At 54.0% G+C, this 26,767-nt stretch carries 27 protein-coding genes; 23 read left to right on the top strand and 4 right to left on the bottom strand.

The features are described 5' to 3' along the window. Window positions 1-262: 262 nt before the first annotated feature. On the bottom strand, window positions 263-1,402 hold the full coding sequence (queG, locus tag ACLJQD_RS04735; protein ID WP_017441213.1) for a tRNA epoxyqueuosine(34) reductase QueG: 1,140 nt from the start codon (window positions 1,400-1,402) through the stop codon (window positions 263-265). On the opposite strand from queG, the gene nnr reads away from it, so the two are divergent. The 22 genes from nnr to ACLJQD_RS04625 all read left to right on the top strand — a co-directional run bounded on the left by nnr (window position 1,401) and on the right by ACLJQD_RS04625 (window position 24,283). Then, window positions 1,401-2,948, top strand: coding sequence for a bifunctional ADP-dependent NAD(P)H-hydrate dehydratase/NAD(P)H-hydrate epimerase (nnr, locus tag ACLJQD_RS04730; RefSeq protein WP_017441212.1), 1,548 nt, complete (start codon window positions 1,401-1,403; stop codon window positions 2,946-2,948). The two genes, queG and nnr, sit on opposite strands and share 2 nt — an antisense overlap. Next, complete coding sequence (gene tsaE / locus ACLJQD_RS04725) at window positions 2,920-3,381, top strand: tRNA (adenosine(37)-N6)-threonylcarbamoyltransferase complex ATPase subunit type 1 TsaE (protein ID WP_000981984.1); 462 nt, start codon at window positions 2,920-2,922, stop codon at window positions 3,379-3,381. Before nnr ends, tsaE begins: the two co-directional genes overlap by 29 nt. Before the next feature lie 16 nt (window positions 3,382-3,397). Next, window positions 3,398-4,717: an N-acetylmuramoyl-L-alanine amidase AmiB gene (gene amiB / locus ACLJQD_RS04720; protein ID WP_017441211.1), complete on the top strand. Its 1,320-nt coding sequence runs from the start codon at window positions 3,398-3,400 to the stop codon at window positions 4,715-4,717. A gap of 9 nt (window positions 4,718-4,726) precedes the next feature. Continuing rightward, window positions 4,727-6,583: a DNA mismatch repair endonuclease MutL gene (gene mutL / locus ACLJQD_RS04715; RefSeq protein ID WP_017441210.1), complete on the top strand. Its 1,857-nt coding sequence runs from the start codon at window positions 4,727-4,729 to the stop codon at window positions 6,581-6,583. After that, window positions 6,576-7,526, top strand: coding sequence for a tRNA (adenosine(37)-N6)-dimethylallyltransferase MiaA (gene miaA / locus ACLJQD_RS04710; RefSeq protein WP_001000734.1), 951 nt, complete (start codon window positions 6,576-6,578; stop codon window positions 7,524-7,526). Before mutL ends, miaA begins: the two co-directional genes overlap by 8 nt. Before the next feature lie 82 nt (window positions 7,527-7,608). Further along, window positions 7,609-7,917: an RNA chaperone Hfq gene (hfq, locus tag ACLJQD_RS04705; protein ID WP_001051875.1), complete on the top strand. Its 309-nt coding sequence runs from the start codon at window positions 7,609-7,611 to the stop codon at window positions 7,915-7,917. 71 nt (window positions 7,918-7,988) lie between these two features. Further along, window positions 7,989-9,269 carry a ribosome rescue GTPase HflX gene (gene hflX, locus ACLJQD_RS04700; protein WP_000460338.1) on the top strand — a complete coding sequence of 427 codons (1,281 nt, stop codon included), beginning with the start codon at window positions 7,989-7,991 and terminating at the stop codon, window positions 9,267-9,269. Window positions 9,270-9,483: 214 nt separating this feature from the next. Continuing rightward, window positions 9,484-10,743: an FtsH protease activity modulator HflK gene (gene hflK / locus ACLJQD_RS04695; protein ID WP_000312505.1), complete on the top strand. Its 1,260-nt coding sequence runs from the start codon at window positions 9,484-9,486 to the stop codon at window positions 10,741-10,743. A 2-nt stretch (window positions 10,744-10,745) separates the two neighbouring features. Next, the gene (hflC, locus tag ACLJQD_RS04690) at window positions 10,746-11,750 is read left to right on the top strand and encodes a protease modulator HflC (protein ID WP_001232417.1); all 1,005 of its coding nucleotides are present in this window, start codon (window positions 10,746-10,748) and stop codon (window positions 11,748-11,750) included. A 78-nt stretch (window positions 11,751-11,828) separates the two neighbouring features. Beyond that, entirely contained in the window at window positions 11,829-12,026 is a 198-nt protein-coding gene (locus ACLJQD_RS04685) for a DUF2065 domain-containing protein (RefSeq protein ID WP_001089290.1), read from the top strand. A gap of 102 nt (window positions 12,027-12,128) precedes the next feature. Continuing rightward, entirely contained in the window at window positions 12,129-13,427 is a 1,299-nt protein-coding gene (purA, locus tag ACLJQD_RS04680) for an adenylosuccinate synthase (protein WP_000527960.1), read from the top strand. A gap of 219 nt (window positions 13,428-13,646) precedes the next feature. Further along, the gene (gene nsrR, locus ACLJQD_RS04675; protein WP_001177632.1) at window positions 13,647-14,072 is read left to right on the top strand and encodes a nitric oxide-sensing transcriptional repressor NsrR; all 426 of its coding nucleotides are present in this window, start codon (window positions 13,647-13,649) and stop codon (window positions 14,070-14,072) included. A 37-nt stretch (window positions 14,073-14,109) separates the two neighbouring features. Next, window positions 14,110-16,548 (top strand): ribonuclease R, encoded by a 2,439-nt coding sequence (gene rnr, locus ACLJQD_RS04670; RefSeq protein ID WP_017441209.1) that lies wholly within the window; start codon window positions 14,110-14,112, stop codon window positions 16,546-16,548. A 90-nt stretch (window positions 16,549-16,638) separates the two neighbouring features. Then, window positions 16,639-17,370, top strand: coding sequence for a 23S rRNA (guanosine(2251)-2'-O)-methyltransferase RlmB (gene rlmB, locus ACLJQD_RS04665; RefSeq protein ID WP_001293274.1), 732 nt, complete (start codon window positions 16,639-16,641; stop codon window positions 17,368-17,370). 132 nt (window positions 17,371-17,502) lie between these two features. Then, window positions 17,503-17,907 (top strand): YjfI family protein, encoded by a 405-nt coding sequence (locus ACLJQD_RS04660; RefSeq protein WP_000312605.1) that lies wholly within the window; start codon window positions 17,503-17,505, stop codon window positions 17,905-17,907. Window positions 17,908-17,921: 14 nt separating this feature from the next. Continuing rightward, the gene (locus ACLJQD_RS04655; RefSeq protein ID WP_000511981.1) at window positions 17,922-18,620 is read left to right on the top strand and encodes a PspA/IM30 family protein; all 699 of its coding nucleotides are present in this window, start codon (window positions 17,922-17,924) and stop codon (window positions 18,618-18,620) included. Continuing rightward, window positions 18,620-19,690 (top strand): potassium channel family protein, encoded by a 1,071-nt coding sequence (locus ACLJQD_RS04650; RefSeq protein ID WP_000899675.1) that lies wholly within the window; start codon window positions 18,620-18,622, stop codon window positions 19,688-19,690. Before ACLJQD_RS04655 ends, ACLJQD_RS04650 begins: the two co-directional genes overlap by 1 nt. Continuing rightward, window positions 19,663-20,346 carry a YjfK family protein gene (locus ACLJQD_RS04645; RefSeq protein ID WP_000090290.1) on the top strand — a complete coding sequence of 228 codons (684 nt, stop codon included), beginning with the start codon at window positions 19,663-19,665 and terminating at the stop codon, window positions 20,344-20,346. The genes ACLJQD_RS04650 and ACLJQD_RS04645 overlap by 28 nt, the downstream gene beginning before the upstream one ends. Window positions 20,347-20,363: 17 nt before the next feature. Continuing rightward, the gene (locus ACLJQD_RS04640) at window positions 20,364-20,762 is read left to right on the top strand and encodes a DUF350 domain-containing protein (RefSeq protein ID WP_000547738.1); all 399 of its coding nucleotides are present in this window, start codon (window positions 20,364-20,366) and stop codon (window positions 20,760-20,762) included. Window positions 20,763-20,771: 9 nt separating this feature from the next. Continuing rightward, complete coding sequence (locus ACLJQD_RS04635) at window positions 20,772-21,410, top strand: DUF1190 domain-containing protein (protein WP_001085591.1); 639 nt, start codon at window positions 20,772-20,774, stop codon at window positions 21,408-21,410. Between the two features lie 2 nt (window positions 21,411-21,412). Then, complete coding sequence (locus ACLJQD_RS04630; protein ID WP_000943930.1) at window positions 21,413-22,576, top strand: glutathionylspermidine synthase family protein; 1,164 nt, start codon at window positions 21,413-21,415, stop codon at window positions 22,574-22,576. Window positions 22,577-22,660: 84 nt separating this feature from the next. Continuing rightward, on the top strand, window positions 22,661-24,283 hold the full coding sequence (locus ACLJQD_RS04625; protein ID WP_000118965.1) for an isovaleryl-CoA dehydrogenase: 1,623 nt from the start codon (window positions 22,661-22,663) through the stop codon (window positions 24,281-24,283). A 44-nt stretch (window positions 24,284-24,327) separates the two neighbouring features. Here ACLJQD_RS04625 and yjfN read toward each other — a convergent pair whose 3' ends face one another. Together yjfN and bsmA are read right to left on the bottom strand one after the other, a co-directional pair. Next, window positions 24,328-24,603 carry a DUF1471 family protease activator YjfN gene (gene yjfN / locus ACLJQD_RS04620; protein ID WP_001518964.1) on the bottom strand — a complete coding sequence of 92 codons (276 nt, stop codon included), beginning with the start codon at window positions 24,601-24,603 and terminating at the stop codon, window positions 24,328-24,330. Window positions 24,604-24,733: 130 nt separating this feature from the next. Beyond that, the gene (bsmA, locus tag ACLJQD_RS04615; RefSeq protein WP_000586836.1) at window positions 24,734-25,063 is read right to left on the bottom strand and encodes a biofilm peroxide resistance protein BsmA; all 330 of its coding nucleotides are present in this window, start codon (window positions 25,061-25,063) and stop codon (window positions 24,734-24,736) included. A gap of 183 nt (window positions 25,064-25,246) precedes the next feature. Between bsmA and yjfP the strand changes: the two genes are divergently transcribed. After that, window positions 25,247-25,996, top strand: coding sequence for an esterase (gene yjfP, locus ACLJQD_RS04610; protein WP_017441208.1), 750 nt, complete (start codon window positions 25,247-25,249; stop codon window positions 25,994-25,996). Here yjfP and ulaR read toward each other — a convergent pair. Further along, window positions 25,993-26,748, bottom strand: coding sequence for an HTH-type transcriptional regulator UlaR (gene ulaR / locus ACLJQD_RS04605; protein ID WP_001525301.1), 756 nt, complete (start codon window positions 26,746-26,748; stop codon window positions 25,993-25,995). The two genes, yjfP and ulaR, sit on opposite strands and share 4 nt — an antisense overlap. Window positions 26,749-26,767 lie beyond the last annotated feature (19 nt).

Here is a 26,767-nt window from a genome sequence, read left to right as displayed (position 1 = left end):
TCTACAGTAAAATTATCCACAACGAATATCGCGTTGGGGCACGTTTTGTTCCGCTTTCGTCAGATCCTTGTAAACAGACTTATCCACAGGGCGGCCCATTACTCCTGGAATGCAAAAAATTATACCTGACGCGTAGAATTTCTATAATTTACTGAAAAATATAGAAAAAATAAGATTTCAAAACGTTAGCGTTATTGACTATTCCTTTTTTCCCTCTTGAATCGCAATGTGTTTTTATTTTTATACACAGCCTGTGAATAATTCAGGCATCGCGCACCAGCCCTTTTTCAATCACCCTGACCAGACGCTGTTTTTTCGGTAGCTGCACTTCAATGATGCAGGCGTTCCGCTTTTCAATTTGTTGCGCAATCGCCCATTCGATATGCTCATCGAGAAGTGGATGCTCACCCTTGCGGCTTTCCAGCGCCGTAATGACGGCATTACTCCACGGCGCATTCCCCAGCGCGACGGCAACATTGCGCAGCCAGCGTAAATGGCCAATGCGCCGAATCGCAGAACCTTCAGTGGCTTTCAGAAACTGCGCTTCGCTCCAGCTAAACAACTCAAGCAAATCTGGGTTATGCAGCGCCTTGCGTGGGCTAAAATCTGCTTCGTCGGTCAACTGAGAGTAACGATTCCACGGACAGATAAGCTGGCAGTCATCGCAGCCGTAAATACGGTTGCCTATCAGTGGGCGAAATGCTTCCGGAATAGCGCCTTCCAGCTCAATGGTGAGATAAGAAATACAGCGCCGCGCGTCCACCGTATACGGTTCGACAATCGCCCCGGTCGGGCAAATGGTCATACAGGCGACGCATTTGCCGCAACCTTCCTCGACCGGCTGGTCGACCGGCAGCGGTAAATCAATCAACAATTCCCCCAGGAAAAAGAATGAGCCCGCCTCCCGATTAAGGATAAGTGAGTGCTTACCCGTCCAGCCAAGTCCGGCTTTTTCCGCTAATGGGCGTTCAAGAATAGGCGCAGAGTCGACAAACGGTCTAAAATTCAGCGAACCGCAGTACTGCTGGATCTGCTCGCCCAGTTTTTTAAGGCGGCTGCGTAATAGCTTGTGATAATCACGCCCCAGCGCATATCGGCTAACGTAGCCCAGCGTGGGATCCTTCAACGTACTGGCAAACGCGGCGTTGGCGGGCAGATAGTTCATGCGCACGCTGATGACACGTAGCGTACCGGGTAAGAGTTCATGAGGCCGGGCGCGCATCATACCGTGGCGCGCCATCCATGCCATCTCGCCGTGGTATTGTTTGTCCAGCCACGCCTGCAGCGCAGGTTCGGATGCGCGCAGATCGGTATCAGTAATACCGACCTGCTGAAAGCCCAGCTCCAGCCCCCACTGCTTAATATTTTGCGCTAACTGATTGAGATCGAGGGGCTTTGACATGATGGACCATAACATGAAGAAAAACCCTGTAAGTATACCACACTCCATTTGGCCCGCCGATGACATCAAACGGCTGGAACGCGATGCGGCGGATGCCTTCGGACTCACACTCTATGAATTGATGCTGCGCGCTGGCGACGCGGCATTTCGGGTAGCCCGTGACAGTTATCCTGACACCCGACACTGGCTGGTGTTGTGTGGTCATGGCAACAACGGCGGCGATGGTTACGTCGTGGCGCGACTAGCGCAAGCGGCGGGCATTAGCGTAACGTTGCTGGCGCAGGAGAGCGACAAACCGTTGCCTGAAGAAGCGGCGCAGGCGCGCGATGCCTGGCTGAATGCCGGCGGCATTATCCATGCTGCCGATATTATCTGGCCGGAAGCGACGGATCTGATTATCGACGCGCTGCTTGGCACCGGCATAGCCCAGGCGCCGCGCGACTCGGTAGCCGGTCTGATTGAACAGGCGAACGCCCATCCTGCGCCGGTTGTCGCCGTCGATATCCCGTCAGGCCTGCTGGCGCAAACGGGCGCCACGCCTGGCGCGGTGATAAGCGCCGCGCATACGGTCACGTTTATCGCCCTGAAACCAGGCCTGCTGACCGGCAAAGCGCGTGACGTTACCGGCATATTGCATTATGACGCGTTGGGACTGGAAGGCTGGCTGGCGAGCCAGACGCCGCCGCTCCGGCGTTTTGACGCGACGCAGTTGGGGCAATGGTTAACGCCGCGTCGACCGACCTCGCATAAGGGCGATCATGGTCGTCTGGCGATTATCGGCGGCGACCAGGGAACAGCGGGCGCAATTCGGATGGCTGGCGAGGCGGCGCTGCGTACGGGGGCTGGGTTGGTCAGAGTTCTGACTCGCGGTGAAAACATCGCGCCGTTGCTGACGGCCCGCCCGGAACTGATGGTACATGAACTCACGCCTCAGTCGCTGGAAGAGAGCCTGACCTGGACTGACGTTGTGGTGATCGGCCCGGGGCTTGGACAGCAGGAATGGGGCAAAAAAGCCTTACAGAAAGTAGAAAACGTCCGTAAACCTATGCTGTGGGATGCGGATGCGTTGAACCTACTGGCAATCAATCCTGATAAACGTCACAATCGCGTGATTACGCCGCATCCGGGAGAGGCGGCCCGCCTGTTAGGATGTTCTGTGGCAGAAATTGAAAGTGATCGCTTACTTTCAGCACAGCGTCTGGTAAAACGGTATGGAGGCGTGGTCGTGTTAAAAGGCGCAGGAACGATTATTGCCGCTGAACACCACCCTCTGGCTATCATTGACGCTGGTAATGCGGGGATGGCGAGCGGCGGGATGGGCGATGTCCTGTCCGGCATCATCGGCGCATTGCTCGGACAGAAGTTTACCCCGTATGATGCGGCATGTGTGGGATGTGTGGCTCACGGCGCGGCGGCGGACTTACTGGCAGCGCGTTATGGCGCTCGCGGCATGTTGGCGACCGATCTTTTTACTACGCTGCGGCGTATTGTTAACCCTGATGTGATTGACGTAAACCATGATGAATCGAGTAATTCCGCTACCTGACGAACAGGCGACGCTAGACCTGGGGCAACGGGTAGCCAACGCCTGCGATGGCGCGACCGTTATTTATCTGTATGGCGATTTAGGTGCCGGTAAAACGACGTTTAGCCGGGGATTTTTACAGGCGTTAGGCCATAACGGTAATGTAAAAAGCCCCACCTATACGCTGGTAGAGCCTTATGCGCTTGATAACATGATGGTATATCACTTCGACTTATACCGTCTTGCGGACCCGGAGGAGCTGGAGTTTATGGGCATTCGCGATTATTTCGCCAACGACGCCATTTGTCTGGTGGAGTGGCCGCAACAAGGTAAAGGCGTTCTCCCCGACCCGGACGTCGAAATCCATATTGATTACCAGGCGCAGGGGCGTGAGGCTCGCGTAAGCGCGGTATCCTCATCGGGTCATTCGTTACTGGCGCGTTTAGCCGATTAGCTATAAAGGTGGCGGGATGATTTATCGCATCAAAAATGCCGTAATAGCAGCCTTAATCCTGCTGTGCGCGCAGGCGGGCGCCGCCAGTCTCTCTGATATTCAGGTGTCCAACGGCGAGCAGCAGGCGCGCATTACGCTGAGTTTTATCGGCGAGCCGGAATATGCTTACTCACAGGACGGTAAACGGACCGTGGCGCTGGATATCAGGCAGACCGGCGTGATTCAGGGGCTGCCGCTTCAGTTTAGCGGTAACAATCTGGTGAAAACGATCCGTGCCGGAACGCCGAAAGATGCGCAATCTTTACGGTTGCTTGTCGATCTGACGGAAAATGGTAAAACCGAGGCGGTGAAGCGGCAAAACGGCGGCAACTATACGGTCATTTTCACCATTAATGCCGATGTTCCGCCGCCGCCACCGCCTGTCGTCGCGAAACGGGTTGAAAGCGCGCCCCGCCCGACGGAGCCTGCCCGTAATCCGTTTAAATCTTCTGATGATCGCCTGACCGGCGCAACCAGCAGCAATACCGTTACGCGGCCTGCGGCGCGCGCGTCGGCAGGCGCTGGCGATAAAGTGGTGATTGCTATTGATGCCGGACATGGAGGCCAGGACCCCGGCGCGATAGGCCCGGGCGGTACGCGCGAGAAAAATGTCACCATCGCCATCGCGCGTAAGTTACGCACATTGCTGAATAACGATCCGATGTTTAAAGGCGTGCTGACGCGTGACGGCGACTATTTTATTTCGGTGATGGGGCGGTCTGACGTGGCGCGTAAGCAAAACGCTAACTTCCTTGTCTCTATTCATGCGGATGCCGCGCCAAATCGAGACGCCACCGGCGCCTCCGTCTGGGTATTGTCCAATCGTCGCGCGAACAGCGAAATGGCAAACTGGCTTGAGCAGCATGAGAAGCAATCCGAACTGTTAGGCGGCGCTGGCGATGTGCTGGCGAACAGTCAGTCAGACCCTTATCTGAGCCAGGCGGTACTGGATTTGCAATTCGGTCATTCGCAGCGGGTAGGGTATGATGTGGCGACGAACGTGCTAAGCCAACTCGACGGTGTGGGGTCGCTGCATAAACGTCGCCCGGAACATGCTAGCCTGGGCGTGTTGCGTTCGCCGGATATCCCGTCCATTTTGGTGGAGACGGGCTTTATCAGTAATCACGGCGAAGAGCGATTGCTGGCGAGCGACCGCTATCAGCAGCAGATTGCTGACGCTATATACCGGGGGTTGCGTAAGTACTTTGCAGCGCATCCGATCCAGTCTGCGCCGCAGGGCGGCCCAGGCCAGACGGCCAGTACCAACCAGCCTGGCGCCATAACCGCCGCGAATTAAGGAGATTTCATGCCGATTCAGGTTCTGCCGCCGCAGCTTGCGAACCAAATCGCCGCTGGCGAAGTGGTGGAACGCCCTGCGTCGGTTGTTAAAGAGCTGGTAGAGAATAGTCTGGATGCAGGCGCCACCCGCGTTGATATCGACATCGAGCGTGGCGGCGCGAAGCTTATTCGTATTCGCGACAATGGCTGCGGCATTAAAAAAGAGGAGCTGGCGCTGGCGCTGGCCCGTCATGCCACCAGTAAAATCGCCTCGCTTGACGATCTGGAAGCGATTATCAGTCTGGGATTTCGCGGCGAAGCGCTGGCCAGTATCAGTTCGGTCTCGCGTTTGACGCTAACGTCGCGTACGGCGGAGCAGGCGGAAGCCTGGCAGGCGTATGCGGAAGGACGCGACATGGACGTGACGGTAAAACCCGCTGCGCACCCGGTCGGCACCACCCTGGAAGTTCTGGATCTCTTTTATAATACGCCCGCCCGGCGCAAATTCATGCGTACCGAAAAAACGGAATTTAATCATATCGATGAGATCATCCGTCGTATTGCATTGGCCCGTTTTGACGTCACGCTTAACCTGTCGCACAACGGCAAATTGGTACGGCAGTATCGCGCTGTCGCAAAGGACGGGCAAAAAGAGCGCCGGTTAGGCGCCATCTGCGGCACGCCGTTTCTCGAACAGGCACTGGCGATCGAGTGGCAGCATGGCGATCTAACCCTGCGCGGCTGGGTCGCCGATCCGAATCACACCACCACGGCGTTAACGGAGATCCAGTACTGCTATGTGAATGGCCGCATGATGCGCGACCGCTTGATCAACCATGCCATTCGCCAGGCCTGTGAAGATAAACTGGGCGCGGACCAACAGCCTGCGTTTGTGCTGTATCTGGAGATTGACCCGCATCAGGTGGATGTCAATGTTCATCCCGCCAAGCACGAAGTGCGTTTTCATCAATCCCGGCTGGTGCACGACTTCATCTATCAAGGGGTGCTGAGCGTTCTGCAACAGCAGACGGAAACGGCGCTGCCGCTGGAGGAGATTGCGCCAGCGCCGCGGCATGTCCCGGAAAACCGTATCGCCGCCGGGCGCAACCATTTTGCTGTACCCGCCGAGCCAACTGCGGCGCGCGAGCCCGCGACACCGCGTTATTCCGGCGGCGCATCGGGCGGTAACGGCGGGCGTCAGTCCGCAGGTGGTTGGCCGCACGCGCAGCCAGGTTATCAGAAGCAGCAGGGCGAGGTTTATCGCACGCTTTTACAGACGCCGACGACGAGCCCCGCGCCGGAGCCGGTTGCGCCTGCGCTTGACGGACATAGCCAGAGTTTTGGTCGCGTACTGACGATAGTCGGCGGTGACTGCGCGTTGCTGGAACACGCGGGGACTATCCAGCTCTTGTCACTGCCGGTTGCGGAGCGTTGGCTGCGTCAGGCGCAGCTTACACCGGGTCAAAGTCCGGTTTGCGCGCAGCCGTTGCTGATTCCGCTGCGTTTAAAAGTGAGCGCCGATGAAAAAGCCGCACTGCAAAAAGCCCAATCTTTGTTGGGAGAATTGGGTATTGAATTTCAGTCAGATGCGCAGCATGTGACCATTCGGGCGGTGCCTTTACCCTTACGACAACAAAATTTACAAATCTTGATTCCTGAACTGATAGGCTACCTGGCGCAACAGACCACATTTGCAACGGTCAATATTGCACAATGGATAGCGCGTAATGTGCAGAGCGAACATCCGCAGTGGTCGATGGCGCAGGCCATATCGCTGCTGGCGGATGTTGAGCGGCTATGTCCGCAGCTGGTAAAAGCGCCGCCGGGTGGCCTGTTACAACCTGTTGATTTACATTCGGCGATGAACGCCCTGAAGCATGAATGATGTAAGCAAGGCGAGCCTGCCTAAGGCGATATTTTTGATGGGGCCGACGGCCTCCGGCAAAACGGCGCTGGCGATAGAACTGCGTAAAGTTTTGCCAGTAGAGTTGATAAGCGTTGATTCCGCCCTCATTTATCGGGGAATGGATATTGGCACGGCTAAGCCGAATGCCGATGAGCTGAAAGCGGCGCCGCATCGACTGTTAGATATACGCGACCCGTCGCAGGCGTATTCGGCGGCGGATTTTCGCCGCGACGCGTTAGCGCAAATGGCGGAGATCACCGCTGCGGGGCGTATCCCGCTGTTAGTGGGCGGTACCATGCTGTATTTTAAGGCATTGCTGGAAGGGTTATCGCCGCTGCCTTCAGCAGATCCGGAAGTCAGATCCCGGATTGAGCAGCAAGCAGCGGAGCTTGGATGGGAGGCGTTGCATCAGCAACTTCAGGAGATAGATCCGGTTGCCGCCGCGCGAATTCATCCAAATGATCCGCAAAGACTTTCCCGGGCACTGGAAGTTTTTTTCATTTCGGGTAAAACTTTAACGGAGCTAACGCAAACGTCAGGAGACGCGCTACCGTACCAGGTGCATCAGTTCGCTATCGCCCCGGCGAGCCGTGAACTGCTCCATCAGCGCATTGAACTGCGTTTTCATCAGATGTTGGCTTCAGGTTTTGAAGCAGAAGTCCGGGCGCTTTTTGCCCGAGGAGATTTGCATACGGACTTGCCTTCCATCCGTTGTGTGGGATACCGCCAGATGTGGTCATACATTGAGGGCGAAATCTCATATGATGAAATGGTTTATAGAGGTGTTTGCGCCACGAGACAGTTGGCGAAGCGCCAGATGACCTGGTTGCGCGGTTGGGAAGGGGTGCGCTGGCTTGACAGTGAGAATCCCGATCGGGCGCGAAAAGAAGTATTACAGGTTGTTGGTGCTATCGCAGACTGAATGTGTACAATTGAGACGTATCGTGCGCAATTTTTCAGAATCGAAAGGTTCAAAGTACAAATAAGCATATAAGGAAAAGAGAATGGCTAAGGGGCAATCTTTACAAGATCCGTTCCTGAACGCATTGCGTCGGGAACGTGTTCCAGTTTCTATTTATTTGGTGAATGGTATTAAGCTGCAAGGTCAAATCGAGTCCTTTGATCAGTTCGTGATCCTGTTGAAAAACACGGTCAGCCAGATGGTTTATAAGCACGCGATTTCTACTGTTGTCCCGTCTCGCCCGGTTTCCCATCACAGCAACAATGCCGGTGGCGGCGCCAGCAATAACTACCATCACGGTAGCAACGCGCAGGGTTCTACTGCGCAACAGGACAGCGAAGAGACTGAATAAGTTCACGCGCTGTTTATCCATGTCGGGGGCGTCGGATAATCGCCCCCGCTGGTTATTAAGAGGGTTTACGCTTGTTTGACCGTTATGATGCCGGTGAGCAGGCGGTACTGGTACACATCTATTTTTCGCAAGACAAAGATATGGAAGACCTCCAGGAGTTTGAATCTCTGGTCTCTTCCGCCGGTGTCGAAGCAATGCAGGTGATTACCGGTAGCCGTAAAGCACCGCACCCGAAGTACTTTGTAGGTGAAGGTAAGGCAGTTGAAATTGCGGAAGCCGTGAAAGCGACTGGCGCAGCGGTCGTATTGTTTGATCATGCATTGAGTCCAGCCCAGGAGCGAAACCTGGAGCGTTTGTGCGAGTGCCGGGTTATCGATCGCACCGGTCTTATCTTAGATATTTTTGCCCAACGTGCGCGAACCCACGAAGGTAAGTTGCAGGTTGAGCTGGCGCAGCTACGGCATCTGGCTACGCGTCTGGTGCGTGGCTGGACCCACCTTGAACGTCAGAAAGGCGGGATTGGTTTGCGCGGTCCGGGTGAAACCCAGCTCGAAACCGACCGTCGTTTACTGCGTAATCGCATTGTGCAGATTCAGTCGCGCCTGGAGAAAGTTGAGAAGCAACGTGAGCAGGGGCGGCAGTCGCGCATCAAGGCCGATGTTCCGACGGTATCGCTGGTGGGCTATACCAACGCCGGAAAATCCACCCTTTTTAATCAGATCACTGAAGCGCGGGTCTATGCGGCAGATCAGCTATTTGCGACGCTGGACCCGACGTTACGTCGTATTGATGTAGCGGATGTCGGTGAAACCGTTCTGGCGGATACGGTAGGCTTTATCCGCCATTTACCGCACGATCTGGTGGCTGCCTTTAAAGCTACCCTGCAGGAGACGCGTCAGGCGACGCTGCTGCTGCATGTGGTCGATGCGGCGGATGTTCGTGTGCAGGAAAACATCGAGGCGGTAAACACCGTTCTCGAAGAGATTGACGCTCACGAAATCCCCACCTTAATGGTGATGAACAAAATCGATATGCTGGACGACTTTGAACCGCGTATCGACAGAGATGAAGAGAATAAACCCATCCGCGTTTGGCTTTCAGCGCAAAGCGGCGTGGGAATACCACAGCTTTTTCAGGCTTTGACGGAGCGTCTTTCCGGCGAGGTGGCGCAGCATACGCTGCGTTTGCCGCCGCAGGAAGGGCGTCTGAGAAGCCGGTTTTATCAGCTTCAGGCAATAGAAAAAGAGTGGATGGAGGAAGACGGTAGCGTCAGTCTGCAGGTACGAATGCCGATTGTCGACTGGCGTCGCCTCTGTAAACAAGAACCGGCGTTGATCGAATACGTGATCTAGGCGCGAAGTCATTCAGGTCGTATTGAAGCGGTAGCTGAGAGAATTTCAGGAGCTCACAACTAAGTGACCTGGGGTAAAAAAGCCGCCACTCAGGACGCAGCCTGAAAGATGATGTCTGTAACGGCGGTTCGTCTGAAGCATGGAGTAATTTCGCCTTATCCTCTGAGGTCGAAAGACAACGGGGATCACCGCATAACAAATATGGAGCACAAACATGGCGTGGAATCAGCCCGGTAATAACGGACAGGACCGCGACCCGTGGGGAAGCAGCAAACCTGGCAGCAACTCTGGGGGAAATGGAAACAAAGGTGGCCGCGATCAGGGACCTCCCGATCTGGATGATATCTTCCGTAAGCTGAGTAAAAAACTCGGTGGTTTTGGGGGTGGTAAAGGCACCGGTTCCGGCGGCGGTAGCTCATCGCAAGGCCCGCGTCCGCAACTGGGAGGCCGTATTGTCGCCATCGCCGCGGCGGCAGTAGTCATTATCTGGGCGGCCAGCGGTTTTTATACCATTAAAGAAGCCGAGCGCGGCGTTGTGACGCGTTTTGGTAAATTCAGCCATCTGGTAGAGCCAGGTCTGAACTGGAAGCCGACATTTATTGACGACGTCACGCCGGTGAACGTCGAAGCGGTGCGCGAACTGGCGGCGTCAGGCGTGATGCTGACGTCTGATGAAAACGTCGTGCGCGTTGAAATGAACGTGCAATACCGCGTCACCGATCCGCAGAAATATCTGTTTAGCGTGACCAGCCCGGACGATAGCCTGCGTCAGGCCACCGACAGCGCGCTGCGTGGCGTCATTGGTAAATACACGATGGATCGCATCCTGACCGAAGGCCGTACCGTTATTCGTAGCGATACCCAACGCGAGCTGGAAGAGACTATCAAACCGTACAACATGGGGATTACCCTGCTGGACGTGAACTTCCAGGCCGCGCGTCCGCCGGAAGAGGTGAAAGCCGCCTTTGACGACGCGATTGCCGCACGTGAAAACGAGCAGCAGTACATTCGTGAAGCGGAAGCGTATACCAACGAAGTTCAGCCGCGCGCCAACGGTCAGGCGCAGCGTATTCTGGAAGAGGCACGCGCCTATAAAACCCAGACTATCCTGGAAGCGCAGGGTGAAGTCGCCCGGTTTGCGAAGATTTTGCCGGAATATAAAGCCGCGCCGCAGATTACACGCGAGCGTCTGTATATTGAAACGATGGAAAAAGTGCTGAGCCATACCCGTAAAGTACTGGTTAACGACAAGAGCGGTAATTTAATGGTGCTGCCGTTAGATCAGATGCTGAAAGGCGGGAATGCGCCGGCGGCAAAGAGCGACAATAGCGCCAGCAACCTGCTGCGCCTGCCGCCGTCCACAAAGTCTAACGCCAGCGGAGCAAGCAACACGTCGTCCTCAAATCAGGGCGATATTATGGACCAACGCCGCGCGAATGCGCAGCGTAACGACTACCAGCGTCAGGGGGAATAACGATGCGTAAGTCAGTTATTGCGATTATCATCATCGTGCTGGTAGTGCTCTACATGTCCGTCTTTGTGGTCAAAGAGGGCGAGCGCGGCATTACGCTGCGTTTTGGTAAAGTTCTGCGTGACGATGAGAACAAACCGCTGGTTTACGCGCCGGGTCTGCACTTTAAGATCCCGTTTATTGAATCAGTGAAAATGCTTGATGCGCGTATCCAGACGATGGATAACCAGGCCGATCGCTTTGTGACTAAAGAGAAGAAAGACCTGATTGTCGACTCCTACATCAAATGGCGTATCAGCGACTTTAGCCGTTACTATCTGGCGACCGGCGGCGGCGATATTTCGCAAGCCGAAGTGCTGTTAAAACGTAAATTCTCGGACCGTTTGCGTTCTGAGATTGGTCGCCTGGACGTAAAAGACATCGTGACCGATTCTCGTGGTCGTCTGACTCTGGAGGTGCGCGACGCGCTGAACTCCGGTTCAGCCGGTACCGATGATGAAGTGGCGACCCCGGCGGCGGATGACGCGATTGCCGAAGCGGCGGAACGCGTCACGGCGGAAACCAAAGGTAAAGTACCGGTCATCAACCCGAACAGTATGGCGGCGTTGGGTATCGAAGTGGTCGATGTGCGTATTAAGCAGATCAACCTGCCGACCGAGGTTTCTGAGGCGATTTACAACCGTATGCGCGCCGAGCGTGAAGCGGTCGCGCGTCGTCATCGCTCACAAGGTCAGGAAGAAGCGGAAAAACTGCGTGCGGCTGCTGACTATGAGGTGACGAAAACTCTGGCGGAAGCCGAGCGTCAGGGGCGTATCATGCGTGGTGAAGGTGATGCTGAAGCCGCGAAGCTGTTTGCCGACGCGTTCAGCCAGGACCCTGATTTCTACGCGTTCATTCGTAGTCTGCGCGCTTACGAGAAGAGCTTCGAAGGTAATCAGGACGTGATGGTACTGAGCCCGGACAGCGATTTCTTCCGCTACATGAAGACACCGAGTTCGACGACACGCTAAAATAGCGTCAGCGGTTTTAGACCAGCAAAACCACCGCATCCAAAGGATGCCGGTGGTTTTCTTTTATAAGGGCGATAAATGAATTCAACAATCTGGTTGGCGCTTGCTCTGGTATTAGTCCTCGAAGGGCTGGGACCGATGCTGTATCCCGGCGCATGGAAAAAAATGGTTTCGGCACTGGCGCAACTGCCGGAAAATGTTTTACGTCGTTTCGGCGGCGGACTTGTGGTCGCGGGAGTTGTGGTCTACTACATGTTGAGGAAAACGATTGGCTGAGCAAAAAGTGGTCGGATTTGCCGCATATTGAGTGCAAAAAGTGCTGTATATCTGAAAAAGCGATGGTAGAATCCATTTTTAAGCAAACGGTGATTTTGAAAAATGGGTAACAACGTCGTCGTACTGGGCACCCAATGGGGTGACGAAGGTAAAGGAAAGATCGTCGATCTTCTGACTGAACGGGCTAAATATGTTGTACGCTACCAGGGCGGTCACAACGCAGGCCATACTCTCGTAATCAACGGTGAAAAAACCGTTCTCCATCTTATTCCATCAGGTATTCTTCGCGAGAATGTAACCAGCATCATCGGTAACGGTGTTGTGCTGTCTCCGGCCGCGCTGATGAAAGAGATGAAAGAACTGGAAGACCGTGGCATCCCCGTTCGTGAGCGTCTGCTGCTGTCTGAAGCCTGTCCGCTGATCCTTGATTATCACGTTGCGCTGGATAACGCGCGTGAGAAAGCGCGTGGCGCGAAAGCGATCGGCACCACCGGTCGTGGAATCGGGCCTGCTTATGAAGATAAAGTGGCACGTCGCGGTCTGCGTGTTGGTGACCTTTTCGACAAAGAAACCTTCGCTGAAAAACTGAAAGAAGTGATGGAATATCACAACTTCCAGTTGGTTAACTACTACAAAGCTGAAGCTGTTGATTACCAGAAAGTTCTGGATGATACGATGGCTGTTGCCGACATCCTGACTTCTATGGTTGTTGACGTTTCGGACCTGCTCGACCAGGCGCGTCAGCGTGGCGATTTCGTCATGTTTGAAGGTGCGCAGGGTACTCTGCTGGATATCGACCACGGTACTTATCCGTACGTAACTTCTTCTAACACCACAGCAGGTGGCGTGGCGACCGGTTCCGGCCTGGGCCCGCGTTATGTTGATTACGTTCTGGGTATCCTCAAAGCTTACTCCACTCGTGTAGGTGCAGGTCCGTTCCCGACTGAGCTGTTTGATGAAACCGGCGAGTTCCTCTGCAAGCAGGGTAACGAATACGGCGCTACTACCGGCCGTCGTCGTCGTACCGGCTGGCTGGACACCGTTGCCGTTCGTCGTGCGGTACAGCTGAACTCCCTGTCTGGCTTCTGCCTGACCAAACTGGACGTGCTGGATGGCCTGAAAGAGGTGAAACTCTGCGTGGCTTATCGTATGCCGGATGGCCGCGAAGTGACTACCACTCCGCTGGCAGCTGACGACTGGAAAGGTGTAGAGCCGATTTACGAAACTATGCCGGGCTGGTCTGAATCCACCTTCGGCGTGAAAGATCGTAGCGGTCTGCCGCAGGCGGCACTGAACTACATCAAGCGTATTGAAGAACTGACCGGCGTGCCGATTGATATTATTTCTACCGGCCCCGATCGTACTGAGACGATGATTCTGCGCGATCCGTTCGACGCGTAATTGATGGATGATGCCCGGTAACGCTACGCTTACCGGGTCTATGATGAGTACGCATTTGTTGGCCGGATAAGATGCTTTGCATCACCCTTCGGCTCAAATGCGTCATTGTTCCCCGCTTTTTTCCTTCCTGAACCGAAATAAATTAGCAGCCTGACAGGTGGCTGGTTTATCATCAATACAGATAAGTTATATCCCGTTTTCCCTTTTCCTGAGGTTGATGTGCAGTTAACGAGTTTCACCGATTACGGCTTACGTGCGCTAATCTATATGGCGTCGTTACCAGATGGACGAATGACCAGCATTTCTGAGGTGACAGAAGTCTACGGCGTGTCCCGTAATCATATGGTCAAAATTATCAATCAGCTTAGCCGGGCGGGCTTTGTCACCGCCGTTCGGGGAAAAAATGGCGGTATCCGCCTGGGTAAACCGGCTAATACTATTTGTATTGGCGATGTGGTGCGTGAGCTGGAACCCTTATCACTGGTCAACTGTAGCAGCGAATTTTGCCACATCACCCCTGCCTGTCGTCTGAAACAGGCGCTTTCTAAGGCCGTGCAGAGTTTTCTCAAGGAGCTGGATAACTACACGCTTGCCGATTTGGTTGAAGAGAATCAACCGCTTTATAAATTATTACTGGTGGAGTGAAGTAAACTTCATTAGAGATGACAATGGAGGAACCTCAATGTCACAAGATCCTTTCCAGGAACGCGAAGCAGAAAAATACGCGAATCCTATCCCGAGCCGGGAATTTATCCTCGAACATTTAACGAAACGTGAAAAACCGGCCAGTCGCGAAGAACTGGCCGTAGAACTGAATATTGAAGGCGAAGAGCAGCTTGAAGCCTTGCGTCGCCGTCTGCGCGCGATGGAGCGCGACGGACAACTGGTCTTTACCCGCCGCCAGTGCTATGCGCTGCCGGAACGCCTCGACCTGCTGAAAGGCACCGTGATCGGTCATCGTGACGGTTACGGTTTCTTACGTGTCGAAGGCCGCAAAGACGATCTGTATCTTTCCAGCGAGCAGATGAAAACCTGTATTCATGGCGATCAGGTGCTGGCGCAGCCGTTGGGCGCCGATCGTAAAGGTCGCCGCGAAGCGCGTATCGTCCGTGTACTGGTACCGAAAACCAGTCAGATAGTCGGGCGTTATTTCACCGATGCGGGCGTCGGCTTTGTAGTGCCGGACGACAGCCGTCTCAGCTTCGACATTCTTATCCCGCCAGAAGACGTCATGGGCGCGCGGATGGGGTTCGTGGTCGTGGTTGAACTGACCCAACGTCCAACTCGCCGTACTAAAGCGGTAGGGAAAATCGTCGAAGTGCTGGGCGACAATATGGGCACCGGTATGGCGGTTGATATGGCGCTGCGTACCCATGAAATACCTTACATCTGGCCGCAGGCGGTAGAGCAGCAGGTCGCCGGGCTGAAAGAAGAGGTGCCGGAAGAGGCGAAAGTCGGTCGTGTCGATCTGCGCGATTTGCCGCTGGTCACGATTGATGGCGAAGATGCCCGTGACTTTGACGACGCGGTTTACTGTGAGAAAAAACGCGGCGGCGGCTGGCGTTTGTGGGTCGCTATTGCTGACGTGAGCTATTATGTACGGCCGCCAACGCCGCTGGATCGCGAGGCGCGCAATCGCGGCACGTCGGTTTACTTCCCGTCACAGGTTGTCCCAATGTTGCCGGAGGTGCTCTCCAACGGCCTGTGTTCGCTAAACCCGCAGGTTGACAGGCTGTGTATGGTCTGTGAAATGACCATCTCGGCGAAAGGTCGGCTGACCGGCTACAAATTCTATGAAGCGGTGATGAGCTCCCATGCGCGTCTGACCTATACCAAAGTCTGGCATATGCTGCAGGGCGATCAGGATCTGCGTGAACAATATGCGCCGCTGGTGAAGCATATTGAAGAGCTGCACAACCTCTACAAAGTGCTGGATAAAGCGCGTGAAGAGCGCGGGGGGATCTCGTTTGAGAGCGAAGAGGCGAAATTTATCTTTAATGCCGATCGTCGCATTGAGCGTATCGAACAGACCCAGCGTAATGACGCGCATAAGCTTATCGAAGAGTGCATGATCATGGCGAATATCTCGGCGGCGCGCTTTGTCGAAAAAGCTAAAGAGCCGGCGTTATTCCGTATTCATGATAAGCCCACCACCGAAGCGATCACCTCATTCCGCTCCGTACTGGCGGAGCTGGGGTTGGAGCTGCCGGGCGGAAATAAACCGGAACCGCGCGATTATGCCGAACTGCTTGAATCGATTGCCGACCGGCCGGACGCCGAAATGCTGCAAACTATGCTGCTGCGTTCAATGAAGCAGGCGATTTACGATCCGGAAAACCGCGGGCACTTTGGCCTGGCGTTGCAGTCTTATGCACACTTTACCTCGCCGATTCGCCGCTATCCGGATCTTTCTTTGCACCGCGCCATTAAGTACCTGCTGGCGAAAGAGCAAGGGAATAAGGGCAACACCACAGAAACGGGCGGTTATCACTACTCGATGGAAGAGATGTTGCAGCTCGGCCAGCACTGTTCGATGGCGGAACGCCGCGCTGATGAAGCGACGCGTGATGTCTCCGACTGGCTGAAATGTGACTTTATGCTGGATCAGGTAGGCAACATCTTTAAGGGCGTGATTGCCAGCGTCACCGGTTTCGGCTTCTTTGTCCGTCTTGATGAACTGTTTATCGATGGGCTGGTACACGTTTCCTCACTGGATAACGATTACTATCGCTTCGATCAGGTAGGGCAACGTCTGATTGGCGAGTCCGGCGGGCAGACATATCGCCTGGGCGACCGGGTCGAGGTACGCGTCGAAGCGGTGAATATGGACGAACGGAAAATTGACTTTAGCCTGATCTCCAGCGAGCGCGCACCGCGTAACGTCGGCAAAACGGCGCGTGAAAAAGCGAAAAAAGGTGAAAGTAAAAACGCCGGTAAACGTCGTCAGGTAGGTAAAAAAGTTAACTTCGAGCCTGATAGCGCCTTCCGCGGCGAGAAAAAAGCGAAGCCGAAAGCAGCAAAGAAAGACGCGAGAAAAGCAAAAAAGCCATCGGCTAAAACGCAGAAAATAGCCGCAGCGACCAAAGCGAAGCGTGCGGCGAAGAAAAAAGCGGCAGAGTGAGCAATACCCTCTTCAAACAGAAGAGGGTGAATTATCTGTAGGCCGGGCAAGCGTAGCGCCCCCGGCAAAACGTAAATAACGAGTACATTAATGAGCGAAATGATTTACGGCATCCACGCAGTGCAGGCCCTGCTGGAGCGCGCCCCTGAACGTTTTCAGGAAGTCTTTATTTTAAAAGGCCGTGAAGATAAACGTCTGTTGCCGCTGATTCACGCCCTTGAGTCCCAGGGCGTGGTTATCCAGCTGGCAAACCGCCAATATCTCGACGAGAAAAGCGACGGTGCCGTGCATCAGGGCATTATCGCTCGTGTGAAACCAGGCCGGCAGTATCAGGAAAACGATCTGCCGGATCTGATCGCATTACACGATCGCCCCTTTTTGTTGATCCTCGATGGCGTCACCGATCCGCATAATCTTGGCGCCTGTCTGCGCAGCGCCGATGCCGCTGGCGTACATGCGGTAATCGTGCCGAAAGACCGCTCCGCGCAACTTAACGCGACGGCGAAGAAAGTCGCCTGCGGCGCAGCGGAAAGCGTGCCGTTGATCCGCGTCACCAACCTGGCGCGCACGATGCGCATGTTGCAGGAAGAGAATATCTGGATTGTCGGAACGGCGGGCGAGGCTGACCATACGCTGTATCAGAGCAAAATGCCTGGCCGCATGGCGCTGGTCATGGGCGCAGAAGGTGAAGGTATGCGTCGTCTGACCCGTGAGCACTGCGATGAGCTGATCAGCATTCCTATGGCCGGTAGCGTGTCGTCGCTGAATGTCTCTGTTGCGACCGGGATTTGTCTGTTTGAAGCCGTTCGCCAGCGAACCTGACGCTAATAGTATTTTTTAAGAAAAAACCATCCGATTATGGATGGTTTTTTTTTATCTCTGGCTGGTAATATAAAAAGAAAAACCTACCCTGTAATTTCTTTTATTTATAAAAAATGAGATAGAGATAAAAATATGGCATGGACTCCACGGACGCTGGCGGATGCGTTAAACAACATCGCCGAATTAGATATTGATATAGAAAATAATGAATCTTCATTAATAATAAAAATGAATGATTATGGCGATTTACCACTGGCGGTTTTATTTACCTCGCAACAAATAGTTATCGAGACTTATATCTGTCCGGTAAATACGATTAGAGATACCGCGGAATTTAATCTTTTCTTACTGAGAAATCAGAAGGTTTTACCGCTGTCTTCGGTCGGTATTACCCAGGTAAAACAGGAGGAATATTATGTCGCTTTTGGCGCGTTGTCGTTAAATTCGTCGCTTGCCGACGTGACGCTGGAAATCACCACGCTTGTAGAAAATGCGTTGGATATCGCTGAAATAACACAAGTCTATTCACAGGAATAATACAGGCGGCTTACATGGGAATTTTAAAAAGTTTGTTCACGTTAGGTAAATCATTCGTTGCTCAGGCAGAAGAAGCCATTGATGAAGCACAGGGTGTACGTATGCTGGAGCAGCATATTCGCGACGCAAAAGCCGAGCTGGATAAAGCGGGTAAATCCAGAGTGGATTTATTGGCGCGGGTGAAGTTAAGCCATGACAAGCTGAATGATTTACGTGAGCGTAAAGCCAGCCTTGAAACGCGGGCGTTGGCGGCAATGAGTAAGAATGTCGACGCCGCTTTACTCAACGAAGTGGCGGAAGAAATAGCCCGTCTGGAAAATGCCATTCTTGCCGAAGAACAGGTGCTGACTAATCTGGAAGCCTCTCGCGATGCGGTGGAGAAGGCCGTAACGGCGACAGGCCAGCGGATTGCGCAGTTTGAGCAGCAACTTGAAGTGGTTAAGGCGACAGAAGCCATGCAGCGCGCGCAGCAGGCGGTGACGACCTCGACCGTCGGAGCCGCGTCGAATGTGTCTACGGCGGCGGAGTCGCTTAAACGTTTACAAACGCGTCAGGCTGAACGCCAGGCCCGGCTGGATGCCGCCGCGCAGCTGGAAAAAGTCGCCGATGGACGCGACCTGGACGAAAAACTGGCGCAGGCGGGTATTGGCGCAACCAATAAAAGCAATGCTCAGGATGTGTTGGCGCGTTTACAGCGTCAACAAGGCGAATAATGCTCTTTACGTGGATTGTCAAAACCTGCCAGCGTCATTTGTCCAGACTGACCTGGCCCGCTTTGCTGGGCCTGTTTATCGGGCAGTATCTGCTTTGTTATCTGGTGCTGCGCCTGTTGCGCGAAAGCGCGTTGGTGAGCCAGTTAAGCGATTTTATCTATTACTGCTCGGTGGTGGGTTCCACATTAGGTTTTGGCGATCTTAGCCCGCAGACGGCGCCAGGACGTCTGTTCACCGCGCTGTGGCAAATTCCGGTTAGCGTTGGGTTGTTCGGCGCGTTAATGGGAAAAGTGATTGCGCAGGTGCAGGGAATGTTAGCGAAAGGAATAACGGGCATGGGCGATTATCGCCATTTACACCATCATATGCTGGTGATTGGCTGGCGGGGTCATCAAACCGAAAAGATGATCTCATTGCTGCTATATGACAAGCGGCGTGCCTTTGAACGGGTTCTGCTGTGCGAACTGGAAGATATTCAGCATCCGCTGCCGGGTAATAACTGGGTGGATTTTATCCGCATCAGCAACTTTAACGATCCGCAGGAACACCAGCGCATGGGGCTGGAGCAGTGCCAGAGCGTGATTATTTTCGCTCGTACCGATGAGCAGACCTTCACGGCGGCGCTCTCGCTGGCAGACTATGTACCCGCGCAGTGCCATATTGTGGTTTATCTGGAAGACGAGCGTTATGCCGGATTACTGGAAACCCACTGCCCGCGCATGGAGATAGTCCGTAACCTTTCCGCTGAACAACTTTCCCGTTCCATTCAGGACCCAGGATCATCGCAATCTGTCGCTTCCATTATGAATCCGATGCTGGGCGATACCGGATTCGCGTTGCCTGTCCCGGCTTCTGTCGCGCCTATGCGATACGGCGCGCTAATGCGTTATATGAAGCTTCATCATGACGCGACGGTGCTGGGGATCAGTCACTGTAAGAATGGTCGTGGTATGGAATTGAATCCGGTGATTTCAACTGAAGTCAGAGGCGGTATGTGGCTACATCTGGTCGGTAATAATCGCATTCTGGCTGAAGAGGTCGCATGGCAAGAGATAGAGGTTCCCCTATGATGCAATTTTTTCAGCGTTTGCTCGGTAAAACAAGCGCGCCAGCGCCGATTCGCGGACCATTAGGATTACATCTTAACGCTGGTTTCACGCTGGATACGCTGGCATTCCGGCTACTGGAGTCGTCATTGCTGGTGGCGCTACCAGGTGAAAAATACACTGTCGCGGCAGCGAGTCGCATAGATTTAGGCGGCGGCAGTCAGATTTTTCGCTACTACACCTCTGGCGATGAGTTTCTACAAATTAACACCACTGGCGGCACGGATGTTGACGACATTGATGACATCAAACTTTTTGTATATGAGGAAAGTTTCGGTATTAACGAGGAACGTCACTGGCGTTCAGCCATTGCGCCAGCGGCAATAGGGCCGATGACGCTCAACTGGCAAGAACGGCGCTGGCAGCGTTTTTTTAACCATGAAGAGCCGGGCAATATTGAACCTGTCTACATGCTGGAAAAGGTTGAAAATCAGCAGGCAGAGAAATGGGACGTTCACAATTTTACGATGGGCTTCCAGCGCCAGGTGACGGATGACGCCTGGGAGTATCTTCTATTGAACGGGGAAGAATCATTTAACGAGCGCGGTGAGCCTGAATGGGTGTTTTCACGCGCCCTCGGCGTGGATATCCCGCTCACTTCACTGACGGTTATTGGTTAAGCACATACAGGGAAATTATGCATATACTGGACGCATTACTGGCTTTCTGCGCCTATTTTTTTATTGGCGCGGCAATGGTCATTGTATTTCTTTTTATTTACTCAAAGATAACGCCGCATAATGAATGGCAGTTGATAAAAAATAACAATACTGCGGCATCGCTGGCCTTTAGTGGTACGTTGCTGGGTTATGTCATCCCCTTATCCAGCGCGGCGATAAACTCGGTCAGTATCCCGGACTATTTTGCCTGGGGCGGCATTGCGCTGGTTATTCAGCTGCTGATTTATGGTTGCGTAAGGTTATACATGCCTACGCTGAGCGAAAAAATTATTAATCACAACGTGGCGGCGGGGCTATTTATGGGAACCGCAGCGCTGGCTGGCGGTATTTTTAACGCTGCCTGTATGACATGGTAACGGAAGATCATGGCAAAAAAACGAAAATCCAGAAGCACATCCGGCGTAGGCCATTCGGCAATAAGACGGATAGCCGAACCGGTCAATCCCTTTGAGCGGCAACGAAATCGCTACACGCCAAAATGCCTGACGCTGGCGATTATGGGCGGAGCGGCCTTTTTTCTCCTGAAAGGGTGCGGTGATGGCGGCAATAGTGACAACGACGGCGATGGGACGTTTTACGCCACGGTGAACGACTGTATTGACGATGGCAATAGCGCCAGCGTTTGCGCTGACGGCTGGAATAATGCGAAAACAGAATTTTACGCTAATGTGCCTAAGCAATTGACGCAGGAGCGCTGTCAGTCGCAGTTTGGCGATTGTTACTTTGATATCACCGAGCGGAGCTGGGTTCCGGTATTAAGCGGCTTTTTACTCAGCCGCGCGATTCGTCAGAACCGTGATGAACAATACATCTATAGCAGCGGCGGTTCATCTTACGTCTCCCGTCCCGTCTGGCGCACCACATCCGGCGATTATGCGTGGCGCAGCGGCACAGGGAAAAGCGATACCGTGACCAGCCCTGGTTATATCACACGGAAAGCGTCCACCGTCTCCCGCGGCGGCTATGGCCGTTCTTCCAGCGCCCGCGGGCACTGGGGAGGCTAACCATGCTACGACACAACGTACCGATACGCCGGGATCTGGATAAGATCGCCTGCGATCACGGTTTTGACTTTCATGTTATCGATAACGAAATTTACTGGGATGAAAGCCGGGCCTACCGTTTTACATTACGGCAAATTGAAGAACAGATCGAAAAACCGACCGCAGAGCTTCATCAGATGTGTCTGGAGATTGTCGAGCGGGCCGTCCGGGATGAGCAGATCATGCAGCAGCTGGCGATCCCGCCATTGTACTGGGATGTCATCGCCGAAAGTTGGCGCAGCCGCGATCCTTCGCTTTACGGGCGGATGGATTTCGTCTGGTGCGGCAAAGATCCGGTTAAATTGCTGGAATACAATGCGGATACGCCGACGTCGCTCTATGAGTCCTCCTACTTTCAATGGCTATGGCTGGAGGATGCTCGTCGTAGCGGCGCCATCCCGCGTGATGCCGATCAATACAACGCGATACAGGAGCGGCTGATCGCCCGCTTCAGCGAGCTGTACAGTCGGGAACCGCTCTACTTTTGCTGTTGTGAAGATACCGACGAAGATCGCACGACGGTGCTGTACCTTCAGGATTGCGCGCAGCAGGCGGGCCAGGAAACGCGATTTATCTATATTGAAGAACTGGGACTTGGCGTAGGCGGTGTGCTGACCGATCTGGACGATAACGTGATTCGCCGCGCCTTTAAGCTCTACCCGCTGGAATGGATGATGCGCGATGACAACGGCCCGCTGTTGCGAAAACGTCGTGAGCAATGGATTGAGCCATTGTGGAAAAGTATTCTGAGTAACAAAGGGCTGTTGCCGTTATTGTGGCGCTTTTTCCCTGGCCATCCGAATCTTCTGCCGGCCTGGTTTGAGGGCGAAAAATCGCTCGCAGCGCCAGGCGAAAGCAGCGTGCGGAAGCCGATTTATTCACGTGAAGGCGGCAACGTCACGATTTTCGACGAGCGGCAAAATGTTATCGATCATGCCGACGGCGACTACGCTGACGAGCCGATGATTTACCAGGCGTTTCAGCCTTTGCCGCGCTTTGGCGATAGCTATACGCTGATTGGCAGTTGGATCATTGACGATGAAGCCTCCGGGATGGGGATTCGCGAGGACAATACGCTAATTACCAAAGACACTTCCCGTTTCGTCCCACATTATATTGCCGGTTAATCATACTTTTGTGATCTTGCTCCGGCGTCAATGGCGCAGTCATGACCATACTTGACTTCAGCGCCATTGAAGGAGGGAGACACCATGTCCTGGCAAACACATACCGTCTTTAATCAACCAGCTCCGCTCAATAACAGCAACTTATTCCTGTCTGATGGCGCGCTGTGTGAAGCGGTTTCCCGGGAAGGCGCGGGATGGGATAGCGATCTTCTCGCCAGCATTGGCCAACAACTGGGAACGGCGGAATCACTGGAACTGGGGCGTCTGGCGAACGCGCATCCTCCTGAGTTGCTGCGTTACGATCCCCAGGGACAGCGCCTGGATGACGTTCGCTTTCACCCCGCCTGGCACCTGTTGATGCAGGGGCTTTGCGCTAATCGGGTACATAACCTGGCCTGGGAGGAAGAGGCAAGGGCGGGAAGTTTTGTCGCCCGGGCGGCGCGTTTTGTATTACATGCTCAGGTAGAAGCGGGAACACTCTGTCCTGTCACGATGACCTTTGCCGCGACACCGTTGCTATTGCAGATGCTTCCCGCCACTTTCCATGACTGGCTGGCGCCGCTGCGCAGCGATCGCTACGATTCGCATTTGCTGCCGGGCGGGCAAAAACGGGGCCTGCTCATCGGCATGGGAATGACGGAAAAGCAGGGCGGATCTGACGTACTCAGTAATACGACCCACGCGGAGCGGCTGGCGGATGATTCATATCGGCTGGTGGGACATAAATGGTTTTTCTCTGTGCCGCAAAGTGATGCGCACCTCGTGCTGGCGCAGGCAAAAGGAGGACTATCCTGTTTCTTTGTGCCGCGTTTCCTGCCAGACGGGCAACGGAACTCTGTTCGTCTTGAGCGCCTGAAAGATAAACTCGGTAATCGATCTAATGCCAGCGCCGAAGTCGAGTTTCAGGATGCCGTCGGCTGGCGGCTGGGAGAAGAGGGCGAAGGGATTCGGCATATCTTAAAGATGGGCGGTATGACGCGTCTTGATTGCGCGCTCGGGAGTCATGGCTTAATGCGGCGCGCATTTTCAGTCGCGATTTACCATGCTCATCAGCGTCAGGCTTTTGGTAAGCCGCTGATCGAACAACCGTTGATGCGACAAACCTTAAGTCGTATGGCGCTATGCCTGGAGGGGCAGACGGCGCTTTTGTTTCGGCTGGCGCGCGCCTGGGAGCAACGTCGCGAGGCGAAAGAGGCATTATGGGCGCGATTATTCACGCCAGCGGCGAAATTCGCCATCTGTAAGCAGGGAATCCCTTTTGTGGCTGAGGCGATGGAGGTTCTCGGCGGGATGGGGTATTGCGAAGAGAGCGAACTCCCTCGCCTGTACCGTGAAATGCCGGTGAACAGTATCTGGGAAGGTTCCGGCAATATCATGTGTCTGGATGTACTTCGGGTGCTGACAAAACAACACGGCGTCTATGACGTATTGAGTGAAGCTTTTGCGGAAGTCAAAGGTCAGGATCGCCATTACGACCGCGCGGTACGTCAGCTACAGCAACGTTTACGCAAACCGGACGAAGCAATGGGCAGAGAGATTACGCAGCAGCTTTTCTTGCTGGGATGCGGAGCGGAAATGCTGCGTCATGCCTCGCCGCCGCTGGCGCAAGCGTGGTGTCAGATGATGCTGGATACACGCGGCGAAATGCCGCTGTCTGCCCAGGTACAAAATGATTTACTGTTAAGGGCGACCGGGGGACTGCGGTAACGTTTGGCCTGTGGTACATGCCATCCGGCGCGAGCCACGCGGCATCAGGCATAGAGTATCGCCTGTACGCGCCAGTTATCCGACTGTTGTTCTTCATACATTTGAATAATTCTGTACCAGGACGCACCCTGTTCATCGGCTTTCAGGGCGATAATCCGCTCTACATCCTGTGGGTTTCCTGCAACATTACTGACCGAGATCAGGCCGATTTCATTCAGACCCGTTACGCAGTCAGCACTGGCGAATTCGGCAGACTGTGCCGTCGTACTCACCAGTCCGGCAGAAAGCAGCAGTGAGGATAAGGCAAGTTCTTGTTTCATCGTCAGCTCCTTATTACATACCCCGCATTTAACAGGACGCTCCATCACGGTAAACCTGTTTGTGTATTGTGCACAGGTAAACGCATAGGGACGCAAAGCAATGTAAAACTGACTAAAAATCAATCTACTGTTATTGACGATACAAAATGGCTTGTGAATACCACTGGCCGGTTACAACCGTTTCATCAACCATTAAGATAACGTAATAATCGGCTTTCGCAGCGACGGCTTTCGCTCTGATTTCATCTATTGCATCATCCGGGGAGCCCCGAACCAGCGCGCTTACGGTCCCCATCCGCTGTAGTCCTTGCGTTTGATCGCGACGGATTTCCTGCGGGTGATCGGCGACAGGCGGCGCAGGTTGCGGCGTACCCTGCAGCACGCTACACGCGCTTAATAACAGCGCTGCTATCAATGAAGCAAACCGACGCATAACTCTATCTCGTTTCCTGATAATCATAGTGTAATGCCTTATTGATTTCCCTTTAGGGGGAATGTTCCCGAAGTGTTACCTGTCACGCGATTTTCGAATGAAAACGTTGCGAAAGCGTAACCCAGTTCTCAAACATTATGAATTATTGCGCTATCCATAAACTTGCGTTAAGTATTTCTCCGTGGCATACCGGATAAAAAGGAGAGAATAATGATAGCGATTGAAACACGACAATTAGCCGGAGGCGTCGTACTACATGCCTTCCCGGAAGGGAAACGCGCTGTGCCGCTTCCCTGTGTGGTGTTCTATCATGGTTTCACCTCCTCCAGCCTGGTTTATAGTTATTTTGCCGTTGCCCTGGCACAGGCAGGATTCCGGGTAGTCATGCCGGATGCGCCGGGGCATGGCGCTCGCTTCGGCGGCGACTCACAGGGACGGATACACCGATTCTGGCAGATTCTGCACCAAAACATGCAGGAATTTACGACGTTACGTGCGGCGATTCAGGCGGAAAACTGGCTACTTGACGGGCGGTTGGCGGTGGGCGGCGCATCCATGGGCGGTATGACAGCGCTGGGCATTATGACGCGTCACCGTGAGGTAAAATGCGGGGCCAGTTTAATGGGGTCGGGCTATTTTACCGGGCTCGCCCGGACGCTTTTCCCGCCGTTATCCCCGCAGAACCCGGCACAGCAGGCGGAATTCGACAATATCATCGCGCCGCTACGTGAATGGGAAGTCACACACCAGTTAGAGCGACTGGCCGACAGGCCGCTTCTGTTGTGGCATGGTCAGGAGGATGACGTGGTGCCTGCTATCGAAACCTTCCGGCTCCAGCAGGCACTCGCCGGGGCGAAGCTGGATAAGCATGTGACCTGTTTATGGGCCGCAGGCGTGCGGCATCGCATTACGCCAGAAGCGTTGTCGGCGACGGTAGCGTTTTTCCGACAGCATCTTTAAACGCGGAGTATGTTTACACCCTGGGCTTCAAGCTGTTGCAAAACCTGCGGATTGGCATTTTTGCCGGTAATCAGCATAGCGATCTGATCGGCGCGGCTGAACAGCATTCCCGCGCGCTCGCCAATTTTACTGCTATCGACCAGCGCGACCAGTTTCCCGACGACGCTGAGCATTTTTTGTTCCGCCATGGCGGTTAGCATATCGGTTTTGTACAGGCCATCCGCAGTTAAGCCCTTTCCGCTGGTAAACATCCAGTGGCCCGCATAGAGACTGTTTTCACTTCCCTGCGGGCTCAGGGTAATCGACTGGCTTTTGTTGTACTGACCCCCCATGATAATCACGCTGTCATGCTCTTGATCGATCAGATAATTCGCCAGCGGCAGATAGTTGGTAATGATCTGTACCGGCTTCCCGCACATTTCACGCCCCAGCAGGAAAGCGGTGGAGCCGCAGTTAATCACTACGCTTTCACCCGGGTTTACCAGCTGCGACGCCGCTTTCGCGATGCGTACTTTTTCATCGTGGTTTTGCGCCTGGTGCAGATTCATCGGCGTCCAGCGGGGCCGCTGTTGGGTAATGGCCTCTGCGCCGTTGCGCACTTTTTTAAGTTTCCCGCTTTCGTCGAGCTTGTTGATGTCGCGGCGCGCTGTCGCCGGGGAGATCCCCAGACGCTCAATCACGTTTTCGACGGTAACAAAGCCCAACTGTGCCAGCATATCCAGCAGTATTTGATGTCTTTGTGCTTCAGTCATGAGCTATTCCGATACAAAT

This window comes from Salmonella sp. SAL04214 (genome assembly GCF_046550615.1).
Taxonomy (GTDB): domain Bacteria; phylum Pseudomonadota; class Gammaproteobacteria; order Enterobacterales; family Enterobacteriaceae; genus Salmonella; species Salmonella enterica.
The sequence above is the reverse complement of the archived record's forward strand: the minus strand, read 5'-3'. Positions and strand labels throughout refer to the sequence as shown.

Excerpts from the sequence above, each read along its gene's own strand:
- mutL (WP_017441210.1), top strand. The coding sequence starts at position 4,727 with ATGCCGATTCAGGTTCTGCCGCCGCAGCTTGCGAACCAAATCGCCGCT.
- ACLJQD_RS04635 (WP_001085591.1), top strand. The coding sequence starts at position 20,772 with ATGGCAAAAAAACGAAAATCCAGAAGCACATCCGGCGTAGGCCATTCG.
- hflC (WP_001232417.1), top strand. The coding sequence starts at position 10,746 with ATGCGTAAGTCAGTTATTGCGATTATCATCATCGTGCTGGTAGTGCTC.
- purA (WP_000527960.1), top strand. The coding sequence starts at position 12,129 with ATGGGTAACAACGTCGTCGTACTGGGCACCCAATGGGGTGACGAAGGT.
- yjfP (WP_017441208.1), top strand. The coding sequence starts at position 25,247 with ATGATAGCGATTGAAACACGACAATTAGCCGGAGGCGTCGTACTACAT.
- hflK (WP_000312505.1), top strand. The coding sequence starts at position 9,484 with ATGGCGTGGAATCAGCCCGGTAATAACGGACAGGACCGCGACCCGTGG.
- miaA (WP_001000734.1), top strand. The coding sequence starts at position 6,576 with ATGAATGATGTAAGCAAGGCGAGCCTGCCTAAGGCGATATTTTTGATG.
- nnr (WP_017441212.1), top strand. The coding sequence starts at position 1,401 with ATGATGGACCATAACATGAAGAAAAACCCTGTAAGTATACCACACTCC.
- hfq (WP_001051875.1), top strand. The coding sequence starts at position 7,609 with ATGGCTAAGGGGCAATCTTTACAAGATCCGTTCCTGAACGCATTGCGT.
- ACLJQD_RS04625 (WP_000118965.1), top strand. The coding sequence starts at position 22,661 with ATGTCCTGGCAAACACATACCGTCTTTAATCAACCAGCTCCGCTCAAT.
- ACLJQD_RS04655 (WP_000511981.1), top strand. The coding sequence starts at position 17,922 with ATGGGAATTTTAAAAAGTTTGTTCACGTTAGGTAAATCATTCGTTGCT.
- ACLJQD_RS04630 (WP_000943930.1), top strand. The coding sequence starts at position 21,413 with ATGCTACGACACAACGTACCGATACGCCGGGATCTGGATAAGATCGCC.
- tsaE (WP_000981984.1), top strand. The coding sequence starts at position 2,920 with ATGATGAATCGAGTAATTCCGCTACCTGACGAACAGGCGACGCTAGAC.
- ACLJQD_RS04650 (WP_000899675.1), top strand. The coding sequence starts at position 18,620 with ATGCTCTTTACGTGGATTGTCAAAACCTGCCAGCGTCATTTGTCCAGA.
- bsmA (WP_000586836.1), bottom strand. The coding sequence starts at position 25,063 with ATGATTATCAGGAAACGAGATAGAGTTATGCGTCGGTTTGCTTCATTG.
- ulaR (WP_001525301.1), bottom strand. The coding sequence starts at position 26,748 with ATGACTGAAGCACAAAGACATCAAATACTGCTGGATATGCTGGCACAG.
- ACLJQD_RS04640 (WP_000547738.1), top strand. The coding sequence starts at position 20,364 with ATGCATATACTGGACGCATTACTGGCTTTCTGCGCCTATTTTTTTATT.
- rlmB (WP_001293274.1), top strand. The coding sequence starts at position 16,639 with ATGAGCGAAATGATTTACGGCATCCACGCAGTGCAGGCCCTGCTGGAG.
- ACLJQD_RS04685 (WP_001089290.1), top strand. The coding sequence starts at position 11,829 with ATGAATTCAACAATCTGGTTGGCGCTTGCTCTGGTATTAGTCCTCGAA.
- amiB (WP_017441211.1), top strand. The coding sequence starts at position 3,398 with ATGATTTATCGCATCAAAAATGCCGTAATAGCAGCCTTAATCCTGCTG.
- rnr (WP_017441209.1), top strand. The coding sequence starts at position 14,110 with ATGTCACAAGATCCTTTCCAGGAACGCGAAGCAGAAAAATACGCGAAT.
- ACLJQD_RS04660 (WP_000312605.1), top strand. The coding sequence starts at position 17,503 with ATGGCATGGACTCCACGGACGCTGGCGGATGCGTTAAACAACATCGCC.
- yjfN (WP_001518964.1), bottom strand. The coding sequence starts at position 24,603 with ATGAAACAAGAACTTGCCTTATCCTCACTGCTGCTTTCTGCCGGACTG.
- queG (WP_017441213.1), bottom strand. The coding sequence starts at position 1,402 with ATGTCAAAGCCCCTCGATCTCAATCAGTTAGCGCAAAATATTAAGCAG.
- ACLJQD_RS04645 (WP_000090290.1), top strand. The coding sequence starts at position 19,663 with ATGGCAAGAGATAGAGGTTCCCCTATGATGCAATTTTTTCAGCGTTTG.